The organism is Paenibacillus sp. NPDC058898 (genome assembly GCF_049316025.1).
In the GTDB taxonomy this organism is placed as follows: Bacteria; Bacillota; Bacilli; order Paenibacillales; family Paenibacillaceae; genus Paenibacillus_AQ.
Map to the genome: position 1 here is coordinate 77,289 of NZ_JBMOSM010000010.1, position 12,802 is coordinate 90,090.

A 12,802-nucleotide genomic window follows, 5' to 3' on the forward strand; every position below is an offset into this window, starting at 1 on the left:
TCATACCAAAAAAGGCTGCTTTCAGCTGTAGACCCTGTCTACTGCGAAAGCAGCCTTTCTCTATATCTATATCATGCTGTTACGTGTTATTTACCGCTGCTGCAGAGCCTGACTCATAATGGCGGACCTTGGATGGTGCATAGATGACCACCAGCAGAATGACCGAGATCAGGACGGCTGCACCTGCACCGATCAGGCATACGGCCTGCAGCGGCCAGGCATCGGCGGCAAAACCGAGCAGAAGTGTTAAGAGAATCTGCAGCATCCCTTCCAATAAGCGGGTCACACTCGTAAAGCGCCCCATCAGATCAATAGGCACCTGATTTTGAAAAAAGGTAGTATATCCCGCATTCGCATACGAAGAGAAGAAACCAAACGCGATAAAGCCGATAACGGCCGTCAGGAGGCCGGATGCGGCATAGAAGATCATATACCCGGCACTAGATAGAAGCACACCAGCCCCGATAAACATGCGCAATGATAGCCATTTGACAGTTAGAGACGCAGCCGCTGAGCCGGCCAAATACCCAGCTCCGGCTACGCTGACGAGTAGTCCATAATCCTCGTCGCCGAGGAGCAATACCTGTTTAATAAAGGTTGCCTCTTGGGAATCGAGCGCGAAGCCTAGCAGCATGGCAGATTGAAATAACGAGTATACAAGCATAAAATACTTCGCCGCTTTCCCGAAATCAATAACCGCAGCCCAGTCCTGAAGCAGTGTCTTCATTGTGATGGCATCCCGTCCATTGCCTGCGCTTTCCTTTCCATCCACATCGGGAAGGAAGTAAATGACAAGCGCGCAGATGAAGAAAGATACGGCATTGATAAAGATGCTGATCCGAATGTCCGTATAAGCGATCAATAGACCGGATATAGCGGGTCCAAGCAGCACCGCGCCGGATGTCGTAAAGCTGGACCATGCGTTGAACCGCTTTCGTTCCTCTGCCGGGATCAGCTTCGTTATATATGTCATGGACGTAGGCCCGAAGAAAGCCCCCGCAACGTTAATCAGAAACATGATACAGTAGATGCCCCAAACCGAGGACATGAAGGGGATAAGGGCAATCAAAGCCCCCCGGATCACATCGGTGGTGATCATAAGCCTGCGCTTATTCGCCCGGTCAATAATACTGCCCGCCCAGGAGTTGGTAAACAGGGTTGCGAGCGGCCGGATGATAAACAATCCAGCCACTGCCGCAGGAGAACCTGTCATATGCAGCACAAGCAAATTAATCGCGACCAGATAGATCCAGTTTCCCAGATTGGAAACCCCGATGCCAAAAATGTAAAGAAGCGCATTCTTCCAGCTATGCAAAATCTCCACTACTCCTTACAAGCCGTTTCAACATTATATCTCCCATTGCAAGGGAAATACGGCTTTAAGATGAGAAATACGAGTTCAGAATCCGAATGAACACATTCGGAAATGCGTAGCGTTCCATGTCATGAACGTGAATCCAGCGAAAGCTCTCTTCGCCTGTCTCATATGCCGCTGCACTCTCTGCTACTTCCAGGGCTTCCGGCGGCACATCCTGCCATTTACAGCGGTACACGCCCATATGCCATTGAATATGGCTAAAGGTATGCTCGGCGTCCATCACATGGCCCATCGGCAGGATCGGAACTCCTTCCTCCAGCAAGGCATGACGCAAGCGGCTCATCGCCGTCTCCTCGGACATCACGGCCGGCACGCCGCTCCCCTCAGTCGACACGATCACATGCGGCAGCTCCCACATCCCTGCCAATAAACCGGTGGATGGACGCTTGCGGATCAGAATCTTCCCTTCGTGCACGCCAGTGCCTTCTACAATGGCCGTGAGGCGGTATTCAGGACGTGGCGGTTTGGCCTTCGTCTTAATAGGAAGGGACTCCTCTTTGCCCTCAAACCGTGCTGTACAATGCTCCATCACAGGGCATACCAGACATTTGGGGGACTTCGGCGTACAGATCAACGCCCCCAGTTCCATCAACGCCTGGGTGAAATCCGATGCTCGCCCATCCGGAACCAGCGTCAGCACCAGCTCCTCCATCTTGGTGCGGGTCTTCACTTTCATAATATCTTCTTCAATCAAAAAATAGCGGGACAGCACACGCATGACGTTACCGTCCACTGCTGCGGCAGGAATATTGAATGCAATGCTGCGAATGGCACCCGAGGTATATGGACCAATGCCTTTAAGTCCCGACACTTCATCTTTGCCGCTCGGCATAACGCCCCCATACTGCTCTGTCACCTGCCTTGCGGCAGCCTGAAGGTTGCGTGCCCGGGAATAATAGCCAAGGCCCTCCCAGCACTTCAACACATCGTCCTCCGGCGCATCCGCAAGCGACTGAATCGTTGGAAACCGCTCGATAAACCGGTGGAAATATGGGATTACCGTGTCCACCCGGGTCTGCTGCAGCATAATTTCAGATACCCATATATAGTAGGGATCACGATGCCGGCGCCATGGCAAATCCCTTTTGTTGATCTCATACCAATCCAGCAGCTCTTGGCTGAAGTATTGTTTGTGTTCCGTATTATGCATCTATAAGTAATCTCCTTCGTCAACCTATCTTTATCTTCTCAACCACGGCGAAAGCGGAAGCCAGCGTGGTCTGATGCGAAATCGTCAAATGAATCGCATAATGAGCGGACTCCTCCATTCCGAGGCGATCCCAGGCTTCCTGGGATAGTCGAGTCTCAGGCCTGCCAAGAACACCCGGCAGCACTTCTATGTCACGGAACCCGATTATACCTCCAATTCCGGAGCCAAAGGCTTTGGATATCGCCTCTTTGGCAGCAAAGCGCCCGGCAACAAACTCCGTCCGTTTCGCCCCCTTACCGGCGGCAATGACCTGCTCACCCTGCGTAAGCACGCGCTTCATGAATCTTTCTCCATGCGGGCCTGTCATCAACATCTCCATTCGCTTCATGTCCAGCACATCATGTCCGATTCCGTAGATCACAATCGTCCGCTCTCCTTCATGGATCCAGTCTTCCTGTCCAAAAAATATACTCTTACTTATTGTATCAGTCGATGTACGTCAACGCGAGACCAACGGTGTTACAACAACATGAATTAAATAAATTTGTTGTATTTCAAATTTCATCTATATAGACTGTACAAAATAGCATGGCGAAAGGGGAACCATATTATGGGCTCATTGATTTATCACGTGGCTGTTTCGCTTGACTATTTTATCGCCGATCAAGCCATGATGGATGGAAGGATCGACCGCACTCTCTTTTTATTCGATGGAGAGCATGTTCCGGACTTCTTGGCAGAAATCCAGGAGTTTGAGGCTGTGCTGATGGGCGGTAAAACGTATGAGTTTGGATTTAAGATGGGGGCTAAGCCAGGAGAGCCTGGTTACAAAGGACTCAAGCATTATATATTCTCACGCTCATTAGAATTCGAATCCAATGAAGAAGTTGAATTAGTCAAGGAGGACGCCATCCCGTACATCCATAATCTTAAACAACAGACAGACGGCAAGCTGTGGCTGTGCGGCGGCGGGGAATTGGCAGGAAGCCTGCTTCAGCATCAACTGATCGATCAGCTTGTATTAAAGGTAAACCCGGTAATGGTTGGTGACGGGGTTCCATTGTTCGGGAGTGTCAAACCGCGGCTAAAACTCGAACTGGTCGATATGAAGCAATATGCCAACGGCGTTCTCAAACCGACCTACAATATCATATATACCTAGTGCCGCGCTAAATAAACTAGCCTTCCGGAGGTTATTCCACCGGAAGGCTGGTTGCCTGGATATTTGTATGTTAGATGCCTGGAATCGTATTGCGCTTGTGTGCGGTTTTGACGTAATAACTCTCGAGTTTCTGCTGAACATCAGGATCAATCGTCTTACCTTCCAGGTAATCGCTGTTATCCTCGTAGCTGATTCCGAGCTCTTTCTCGTCTGTTTGACCTTCCCAAAGGCCGGCAGAAGGGGCTTTATCCAGAATCGATTTCGGAACTCCTAAATAGGATGCAAGCATACGAACCTGACGCTTGTTCAGGGAACTCAGCGGCGTAATGTCCACTGCTCCATCGCCCCACTTGGTATAGAAGCCGGTAATCGCCTCGGAAGCATGATCCGTACCGACCACGATCAAATTCTGCTCGAATGCCAGCGCATATTGTACCACCATACGCACTCTGGCCTTCACATTGCCTTTACCCGGAATACTCATATGCTTATGGACCCCGATATTTTTCAGGCCATGCTCAACCTCCAAAGCTATTTCGTTCACCGTTTCCTCGATATTCGTCTCGACGGTATGTTTCAAATCGAAGGCCTTTGCTGTCGCATAGCTGTCTGAAATATCAGCCTGTTCGCCGTATGGCTGGAACACCCCGAGTGTCTTGTATTCCTTGCCAATCTCCTCCGTGAGTTCATCGGTGGCCCGCTTGCACAGACCGGCAGCGACGGCTGAATCAATCCCGCCGCTAATGGCGATCAGCAGTCCGGAAGTGCCCGAGTTCTTTACATAGGTTTTCAGAAAGTCAACGCGCTTGCGTACCTCTTCCTCCACATTAATGGTAGGTTTGACACCCAGCTCTGCGATAATTTGTTCTTGTAGGCTCATGATATATGACTCCTTTCAGTATGTTCTCTCTTTCTGAAGTACTTCATTGATAAAAGAAAAACGCCTATGGACGTACTTTCTCAGAAGACAGACCGCGTTTAGCGGGAAGTTTTTCTTGCGATATAGAATTTCATCAGCGTAGCTAGATAACTTATAAATTCTATATCTATAACAAAAACGTCTATCGACGTACTTTCTCAGAAGACAGACCGCATTTAGCGGAAGTTTTTCTTGCGATATAGAATTTCATCAGCGTAGCTGAGATAACTTATAAATTCTATATCTATAACAAAAGCCCCGCGGCTTCGGAATATGCCGAATGCTTCGGGGCCTATGTAACTGCCGGATTACTGGCAGTAGCGATTGAATGCGTCGGTCAAATCCGCCGCGATTTCTTCTGCAGAACGATTCTCCACTTGATGACGCTCAATAAAGTGCACCAATTCCCCGTCCTTCAACAGAGCAATCGATGGGGAGGATGGAGGATACGGAGCAAAATACTCACGTGCTTTAGCCGTTGCTTCCTTATCCTGTCCGGCGAACACGGTAAACAATTGATCCGGCTTCACCTGGTTCTCAAGCGCTATGGCTACACCAGGACGCGCTTGCCCTGCTGCGCAGCCGCATACGGAGTTTACAACGACCAGCGTTGTACCTTTCGCTGTAGGAAGAACTTCCTCTACCTCTTCAGGTGTTGTCAGTTCCTTGATTCCCAAGCTGGTCAGCTCATCCCGCATCGGTTGAACCATATCGCGCATATATCGGTCAAAAGACATACCCATAACTCTTCACTCCTTATATAAACAAGATTGTTCGAATTATAACAGCTCATCGATATCTATATTATACAATCCTAAAGAGTGAAAGCAAGAAAATACAAAACGAGCAGCATCACAAAATAGGATACCGCCCGTTTTTCATGTTCCATTGGTTGAACTAGGTAGCAGGATAGTTTACCCCATCTTTTTTCTTGTCAACGATGGGCTCACCACGGCGATCTTTGTTTTCACGCTCCTGCTGCTCCTGTTGCTTGGAATCATTTTTACTCATCCGAATCCCTCCTTTGCCCTAAGCTCTGCCTTATGATGCCTAATTACCAATCCGTTTATTCGAAAGCGGCAGCGCTCTGGGATTCCGGCAAACCTTGCGGGTACGAGTGAAGAGGAAAAGAAATAATGAAAACCGTTCCCTCGCCAAGCTTCGACTTCACATCAATGGTTCCATGATGACGCTGTACAATGCTCATGCACAGGGCGAGTCCAAGCCCCGTTCCCTTGCTCTTCGTCGTAAAGAATGGTTCAAACAAGCGCTCCAGCTCATTCTCCGAGATGCCGATTCCGGTATCCGCAACGTACAGCTGCGCCCGGTCTCCTTCCATCCGAGTTTCAATCGTCAACGTTCCCTTATCGTCCATAGCCTCCATCCCGTTTCGGCATAAATTCAGAATCAGCTGTTTCATTTCCTTGGTATTCAGGTACAGATGGGGAATTTCGGTTCCGAGTTTCAGCTCAATGCTCTGTCCGCGCAAATTCGCGTCGGCCCACAAGAGCGGATTGAGCTCATGGATAATGTCATGAAGGTGACACTCTTCTTTTTCTGCCACCCGGTTTTGGGCGAGGGATAAAAAATCGCTGATGATACCGTTGGCCCGATCAAGCTCCTCCATGACGATCCGGTAATAATGGTCCAGCGTATCAGGACTCTTCTCCTGCATCAGCTGCAAAAATCCGCGTACGACAGCCATTGGATTGCGAATCTCATGGGTAATACTTGCCGCCATTTGGCCAACCAAGCTTAAACGCTCTACATTCATAAATTCCGTGCGAAGCCTCTCCAGCTCCGTAATGTCTTCCATAACTCCTACCGCACCCAAGATGTCTCCGTTCCCATTATGTATAAGTGGATAGATGCCGGTGGAATACACCCGGGTAGCGCTTCGCATAATCTCGCCGGTGCTTTCGATTCCATCCATAGCTCTCTGAAACCGGTTGCGCAGATGCTCCTTTTGAATCATGCCGTCCAATAAGTCAAATAATGGTCTGCCGATGACATCCTTGGTCGTCAGATTAGGAAAGACGTTTCGAAAGCTGCGGATAAGCGGTTGATTAAAGGCGATGATATTGCCGCTTCGATCCACCGCAACCATTCCTAAAGGAATCATCTCCATCATTTTTGTTAAAGATGACCACTCTTTGACCTTCACATCGTATTGACCTGCGCCTAGGCGCTCACATGTTAATTCGATCCAGTACACAATCATTCCAGAATAAAAAATACCGATCAGCATATACAGAATGGTTACCAGAATCGTATCCGGATTCAGAGCATCCTGGTTAACCTTTCCTTCAATCGCGTGGGAGGCTACAATAATCAGCATAGCCGGAATAAGCGCGCTCCACAGCCAACAAATCTTTTCGGTCATGGAGCCTTTCTTGAAATTGGAGGTAATCCAGGGTAATAGCGAGTACCCTAGAACCAGCATATACAGAATGAGGCCGATCGTGGACCAGCCGTTCATCAGCCCATAGCTTGTGATATATATAGCTGCAAGACATAGACCTGAACGCCGACTTCCATATAATATGCCTAAAAATAACGGGATTACGCCAAGATGGATCGGAACGTAATAATCGTTCATAGCCGAGATCAAGACGCATAATACAGTACTGATTCCGCATGCAATGACAATATGTTGGCGAAATCGAAGCAGATCATCCGGATTCTTCTTGTTCAGGCACTTTAGATGTCTGTCGAGGAGAAGCGGCAGATGAAAGATGAGTGTACCAGACAGCAAAACTTGCAGCAAAATATCTTTCCATAGGCTCAGCACAGCGATCGATCACCTCAATTGGACAACGCATCTAATATTTCTGATTAAAGCATAGGCGACATCATATTACAATATATTGTAATTTCTCATTCGAAGTCTGGGGAAACTCCATCCTGTGTCCTTTTCATGAGGTTTGGGATAATTCGCAAATATCCTATATAATAAGATTCATCTATTAATTGATATACCCCCAAAGGAGCTATGAGCAAACATGCTTGATTATGATATTATTGTCGTCGGCGGCGGACCTTCCGGATTGATGTCCTGCGTGGCTGCAGGGGAAAGAGGAGCTTCTGTTCTGCTGATCGATAAAGGAGATAAACTAGGCCGTAAACTAGGCATATCGGGCGGCGGAAGATGCAATGTGACGAATGCCAAAGAACAGGATGAATTGATTGCCAACATCCCGGGAAACGGCCGTTTTTTATATAGTGCTTTTCAGCATTGGAACAACAAGGATATCATGTCTTTTTTCGAGGGGCTTGGTATCCGCCTCAAAGAAGAAGACAACGGGCGCATGTTTCCTGTGACGGATAAAGCCTCCAGCGTCGTTAATGCCTTGATTGGCAAAGTGAAGGAGCTCGGTACCGACATCCGGACAAACAGTCCGGTGAAGAGAGTTCTCTATGAGAACGGCCGGACAGCCGGGATTGAGCTGAAATCCGGGGAAGTAATCAAGTCTTCCTGTGTGATTATTGCAACGGGCGGACAATCCGTGCCTCAAACCGGTTCCACGGGGGACGGCTATCCATGGGCTGAGGCGGCAGGACATACCATCACGGAGCTGTATCCAACTGAAGTGCCTATCGTCTCTACCGAGCCTTTTATTGCCTCTAAAGAACTGCAGGGCTTGTCACTGCGGGATGTTGAGCTGTCCGTCTGGAATCCGAAAGGAAAAAAAGTGATTGCCCACCGGGGAGATATGCTGTTCACCCATTTCGGGGTGTCCGGTCCGATCGCGCTGCGCTGCAGTCAGTTCATCCGCCAGGTACAGCGGAAGTTTGATATCGTGAATGTGGACATGGGCATCGATATGTTCCCCGACCGCTCCCAAGCGGAGCTTGAGGCCGAGCTCAAAGGTCGACTGGAGGATGAGCCAAGAAAGAGCATCAAAAACGTGCTCAAAGGCATGCTCCCGGAACGAATGATCCCCCTGCTGCTATCCAAGACGTCCATCGACAGCGACATGATCTGCAGCGGTATCTCCAAAACGGCGCTGACAACCTTTGCCTCCATTCTAAAAAAGTTCACGTTCCGCGCTTCGGGCACCCGTTCGCTGAAGGAGGCCTTCGTGACAGGCGGCGGCGTCAGCCTCAAGGAAGTCCAACCCAAAAGCATGGAATCCAAACTGATGCCCGGGCTCTTCTTCTGTGGTGAAATTCTGGATATTCACGGATACACCGGCGGTTACAATATTACGGCCGCTTTTGCAACCGGTTATACGGCAGGCAAGCATGCAGCCGAAGCCGCAGTGATAAACAAATAATAAGAAAAACGTCTATCGACGTACTCTCACAGATGACAGACCGCAGTTAGAGGATGTTTTTCTTGCGATATCAGGAAGTCACTAGCTTCGAAGTTTATACTTTCTGATATCTAAAAGAAAAACGTCTATCGACGTACTCTCACAGATGACAGACCGCAGTTAGAGGAAGTTTTTCTTGCGATATCAGGAAGCCACAAGCTTCGAAGTTTATACTTTCTGATATCTTAAATAAAGCGCGCTGTATGCCCCCATCCATTGGAGCATTCCAGCGCGCTTTTTATTATTCTTGCGGGTGTCTCTCCTCCTTGTAGACCGGCCAGGACATGAGCGAGGGCGCGACCATGACAGCCAGCACAGTCAATACAAGCGCGGCGAGCCATCCCATTCCCCCTTGTAAAAGCGTTAGCCCTGTCATGAGCGAATAAAGAAAGGCGGGAAGAGCGAGTAAGGTTCGGACCGCGAGAACACCAGCCGAACGATGCTGCTGATTCGTAAACGGGAGCACCTGCATAAATTCGGCTTTGGCGAACAATGCCCACCTTGTATTCAGCCAATACGACATCATCAATACCAGAGCAAGATATACGATGATTTTGATGATCGGCGGCGGCAGCCAGACGGCCAGGATGCCGACCAGCGTAATCTGAATATATAATAATAAGCTCTCAGAGTGGCGCAAAATCGCCTTTAACCCCGCATCGGCAAGCCTTTTCTCCGCCGTACCTTTGAACAACCGGCCGGACTTGCGCATAAACCAGGTTTTACTTCGTACGCTGGGAGGTTTACCGACAGCTTGAATAAGCAGCTTTTCCGTCAACTGGATCCTTGTCTTCGCATCCTCACGCGCATCTGCGATGAAGGTCCCTTGCATGGCAAGACGCTTGCGGCTAAGAAGAAACAGCACCAAGAGCAAAATTAAGGAAGCTGCCCATAGTACAACGTAGGACTCAAGCCAAAATGTAACAAGCAGCGCCAGCAGTCCGAATGAGAGCCAGCGTACGATATAAGTCAGTACATGTTTCCGCCAGCCTTTATAGCTTGCGCGAATCATAGCGGTTAATAGATTCGCGCACCAGGCGCATACAGCTGTAATCATCAGCAAGGTCACCAGAACAATACCGGTTATCCCATGTTCCCTGACCAGGATTGGCAGCGCAAGCACTGTAACAACCAATCCCTTGATTGCTGAGACCGTATGGCTGTATACCATGCCTCTGATCATTAAGCCCTTCATCCATCCCCCCTGCTGCCGAAGAAACAACACGTCAGCCTCTTCCAGGAACAGCAGCACTCTGCCAGAGAACATAAAGAGCAGGATGCCTACCACCGCCTGCAGCGGGAAGAACTGTGCCCATCCGGGAAGCGGGCTCGTCCATAACTCGCGGTAGAGCCCGCCTCCCAGCAGCAGACCCGGAACAATGATGTACAGCATCACGATCCAGTCGACCACGGTTGCCAGATTATCGCGTTGATTCTTCCAATGAGCGGTTACCCTTCGCCAAAAGAGAGCGCCCGGATGGCTAAAATGATAGGATCGATCCATATCCATCACCTCCCTCATGTCAGCGCATCGAAGCAATCAAACAACGATGCGCCGGGAAGATCAGCGGCCTGGCGGATTTGATCCAACGTGCCCTCCGAAGCAATCCGGCCGCCGGATATGAGCACAAAGCGATCGCAAATTTTCTCTGCGGTATCCAGCACATGGGTAGACATCAATACACCGGCTCCCCGACGTCTCTCCTCAAGCAGCAGATTTAAAAAATCTCGGGTAGCCCGGGGATCCAATCCAATAAACGGTTCATCTACAATATAGACGTCTGGCTTGGAGAGAAAGCCGATCATCAGCATCATCTTCTGCTTCATTCCTTTGGAGAAGCCTCCCGGCAGTTCATTGCGTACCGACTCCATTCCAAACTGACGGAGAAGCTGATCAGCCTGTGCTTCGAAATGTTCATCATCCATTCCAAATGCGGCAGCTGCCAAATCCAGATGCTCCCATAGCGTCAATTCCTCGTAAAACACCGGCTGCTCGGGAACGTAAGCATATCGAGGAGGATGGCCTGCAATAAAGACGTCGGCCTTACTGTCTTTAAGCAGCCCCAGCACCGTCTTAATGGTCGTGCTTTTTCCGGCTCCATTCGGTCCGATCAACCCCAGCAGTTCGCCGGGTACCACTTGAAACGAGATATCCCGTATCCGCGGGCGACCTGGTTCGTAACCCGCCTGCTGAATATCCACCTTCAGCACCGGCTCGGGCTCAAGTCCATTCTCTTGAATCTTATGCATCTTAACACCCCATCCATTAATCCTATTCTCAGTATTACGCAGATGGACGGGGATTCGTTGCATTTAGTGAAACACTCTTACATTACATCGTAGAAGTTTCAGGGACCCTATGGACTCCATTCCCTGTAGCAGAGGTTTCATCCTTCCGTTCGATTCTGCCTTTGAACAGCAGCAGCACGGCGCCCACTGCAGCAGTTCCAAGCCCTGCAACGATATAAGTCGGCACAGGACCCAGGCCTGTAACGAGAGCGCCGCCGAGCGTAGGTCCGATGATCGCCGCACCGCTGGTAAGACTATTGACCGTTCCGAATACGCGGCTCGTCATATGCTCCGGGGTCCTCTTCATCAGCAGCATCTGGAACGGTACAAGCACGAAGCCTCCGCCTGCACCCGCCAGAAAGAAGGATCCGAACAGCACCACGCTCTGCAGCAGATGCGGCATTTCGGTCACGACGACTACGGCACATACGGCAAACACCAAACCCGCTGCGGCAGCGCCTATTCCCATCTTGGCAAGCGTGCTCCAGCTCAACTTGCGGACAAACATGGCTGCGATCAACGTGCCCAGGCCGCTGGCGGAAATACAGTAACCAAGCAGATCTTCTGATATATTCGGAATCAACCGGAACAAGGTTACAATCTGAGAATCAGCCATCTGCAGCACCAGTACTACTGCGCATATCGTAATGACGCCTCCCAGCAGCAGCGGTATGCCATAGATCAGCTGCACCCCTTCCCCGATTTCCTTGAAGAAGGATTTTTTTTGTCCGTCATGCCCACTACGCCCTTCATTTGGCGACTCACCGGTCAATCCTTTCTGCTTAAGCTGCTTCCGACCCGGCACGCCAAGCAGAAACAGTGCCGATACGACAAAAGCGCCAGCATCGATAATGAAGCATAACTGAATGCCGAACAACGCCAGTAATAAACCGCCCAAGGACGGCCCGATGATCTTGGACAACTGCTCGATCGATGAACTGATCGTCACCGCCTGATCGATGTGTTTCGGGTCTACGATCTCTTTAATCTTGCCGCTCTTGGCAGGAGAGAACAGGACATCCATCAGGCCTTTAACGATCAGTAGTATATAAATTTGTATTAGATTGCCTGCAAACAAAACCCCAATCAAGATAAAAACTCTGACCCCGTCCGATATCACCATGATTTTTTTGCGGTCATACCGGTCACCGATCCATCCTGCCACAGGGCCGCCAATCAAGACGGGAATGGCCATGCATAATGTCATCGCCGTTATTTCCCAGGGCGCGGCCTGCCATTTCAATCCGACAAGCGTCAAGAGCGCAATGATATACAGCCACTCTCCCATGTTGGACACCAGCTGAGATCCCATCAATAACATATAGTTCCGATTGCGCAGCAGCGGTTTTAATCCCTCTGATTCCACGGTTTGTGCTTGATTCATGTTCCCCACCCTTTTCATCCCATCTGAATAATTTCATTATAAAATCGGCGTTCAGAAGGCGTATCGGGCTGGAGGTGTAGTTGATACGGACCCGGAGAATGAAAATGTTTCGGCTGCATTGTGACAAATCACATGTTGAATTTATTCATTTCAGCGTAATCTTAGATTTGAAGTAATTCAGGACATGAGTCCATATCAAAGGCG

11 protein-coding genes are annotated in these 12,802 nt (G+C 49.6%); 2 read left to right on the plus strand and 9 right to left on the minus strand.

The genetic code is table 11. From position 1 onward, the window contains the following. Positions 1-79 precede the first annotated feature (79 nt). From ACOZB4_RS23885 to acpS, 3 genes are all read right to left on the minus strand, one after another. Positions 80-1,315 (minus strand): MFS transporter, encoded by a 1,236-nt coding sequence (locus tag ACOZB4_RS23885; RefSeq protein ID WP_076325912.1) that lies wholly within the window; start codon positions 1,313-1,315, stop codon positions 80-82. Positions 1,316-1,379: 64 nt separating this feature from the next. Further along, positions 1,380-2,528: an A/G-specific adenine glycosylase gene (mutY, locus tag ACOZB4_RS23890; RefSeq protein ID WP_379414523.1), complete on the minus strand. Its 1,149-nt coding sequence runs from the start codon at positions 2,526-2,528 to the stop codon at positions 1,380-1,382. 19 nt (positions 2,529-2,547) lie between these two features. Beyond that, positions 2,548-2,949 carry a holo-ACP synthase gene (acpS, locus tag ACOZB4_RS23895; protein ID WP_379414522.1) on the minus strand — a complete coding sequence of 134 codons (402 nt, stop codon included), beginning with the start codon at positions 2,947-2,949 and terminating at the stop codon, positions 2,548-2,550. A gap of 189 nt (positions 2,950-3,138) precedes the next feature. On the opposite strand from acpS, the gene ACOZB4_RS23900 reads away from it, so the two are divergent. Further along, positions 3,139-3,690, plus strand: coding sequence for a dihydrofolate reductase family protein (locus ACOZB4_RS23900; protein WP_339270330.1), 552 nt, complete (start codon positions 3,139-3,141; stop codon positions 3,688-3,690). Positions 3,691-3,760: 70 nt separating this feature from the next. On the opposite strand, the gene nadE is transcribed toward ACOZB4_RS23900, so the two are convergent. From nadE to ACOZB4_RS23915, 3 genes are all read right to left on the minus strand, one after another. Continuing rightward, positions 3,761-4,570 (minus strand): ammonia-dependent NAD(+) synthetase, encoded by an 810-nt coding sequence (gene nadE / locus ACOZB4_RS23905; protein ID WP_076325916.1) that lies wholly within the window; start codon positions 4,568-4,570, stop codon positions 3,761-3,763. 347 nt (positions 4,571-4,917) lie between these two features. Further along, a complete protein-coding gene (locus ACOZB4_RS23910; RefSeq protein ID WP_076325917.1) occupies positions 4,918-5,352 on the minus strand; it encodes a BrxA/BrxB family bacilliredoxin in 435 nt (144 codons plus the stop codon). A 323-nt stretch (positions 5,353-5,675) separates the two neighbouring features. Then, positions 5,676-7,400 (minus strand): two-component system sensor histidine kinase NtrB, encoded by a 1,725-nt coding sequence (locus ACOZB4_RS23915; protein WP_379414521.1) that lies wholly within the window; start codon positions 7,398-7,400, stop codon positions 5,676-5,678. A 211-nt stretch (positions 7,401-7,611) separates the two neighbouring features. Here ACOZB4_RS23915 and ACOZB4_RS23920 point away from each other — a divergent pair, with 211 nt between their 5' ends. Beyond that, complete coding sequence (locus ACOZB4_RS23920; protein WP_379414520.1) at positions 7,612-8,886, plus strand: NAD(P)/FAD-dependent oxidoreductase; 1,275 nt, start codon at positions 7,612-7,614, stop codon at positions 8,884-8,886. A gap of 280 nt (positions 8,887-9,166) precedes the next feature. Here ACOZB4_RS23920 and ACOZB4_RS23925 read toward each other — a convergent pair whose 3' ends face one another. The 3 genes from ACOZB4_RS23925 to ACOZB4_RS23935 all read right to left on the minus strand — a co-directional run bounded on the left by ACOZB4_RS23925 (position 9,167) and on the right by ACOZB4_RS23935 (position 12,598). Continuing rightward, entirely contained in the window at positions 9,167-10,429 is a 1,263-nt protein-coding gene (locus ACOZB4_RS23925) for an ABC transporter permease (protein ID WP_379414519.1), read from the minus strand. Positions 10,430-10,443: 14 nt separating this feature from the next. Then, positions 10,444-11,175, minus strand: a complete 732-nt coding sequence (locus ACOZB4_RS23930; protein ID WP_339270322.1) for an ABC transporter ATP-binding protein — start codon at positions 11,173-11,175, stop codon at positions 10,444-10,446. A gap of 82 nt (positions 11,176-11,257) precedes the next feature. Beyond that, positions 11,258-12,598, minus strand: coding sequence for an MFS transporter (locus ACOZB4_RS23935; RefSeq protein ID WP_379414518.1), 1,341 nt, complete (start codon positions 12,596-12,598; stop codon positions 11,258-11,260). Positions 12,599-12,802: the final 204 nt, after the last annotated feature.

Bases quoted from the DNA above. Each gene is read 5' to 3' on its own strand.
- mutY (WP_379414523.1), bottom strand. From the start codon at position 2,528: ATGCATAATACGGAACACAAACAATACTTCAGCCAAGAGCTGCTGGAT.
- ACOZB4_RS23900 (WP_339270330.1), top strand. From the start codon at position 3,139: ATGGGCTCATTGATTTATCACGTGGCTGTTTCGCTTGACTATTTTATC.
- nadE (WP_076325916.1), bottom strand. From the start codon at position 4,570: ATGAGCCTACAAGAACAAATTATCGCAGAGCTGGGTGTCAAACCTACC.
- ACOZB4_RS23910 (WP_076325917.1), bottom strand. From the start codon at position 5,352: ATGGGTATGTCTTTTGACCGATATATGCGCGATATGGTTCAACCGATG.
- ACOZB4_RS23920 (WP_379414520.1), top strand. From the start codon at position 7,612: ATGCTTGATTATGATATTATTGTCGTCGGCGGCGGACCTTCCGGATTG.
- ACOZB4_RS23925 (WP_379414519.1), bottom strand. From the start codon at position 10,429: ATGGATCGATCCTATCATTTTAGCCATCCGGGCGCTCTCTTTTGGCGA.
- ACOZB4_RS23930 (WP_339270322.1), bottom strand. From the start codon at position 11,175: ATGCATAAGATTCAAGAGAATGGACTTGAGCCCGAGCCGGTGCTGAAG.
- ACOZB4_RS23935 (WP_379414518.1), bottom strand. From the start codon at position 12,598: ATGAATCAAGCACAAACCGTGGAATCAGAGGGATTAAAACCGCTGCTG.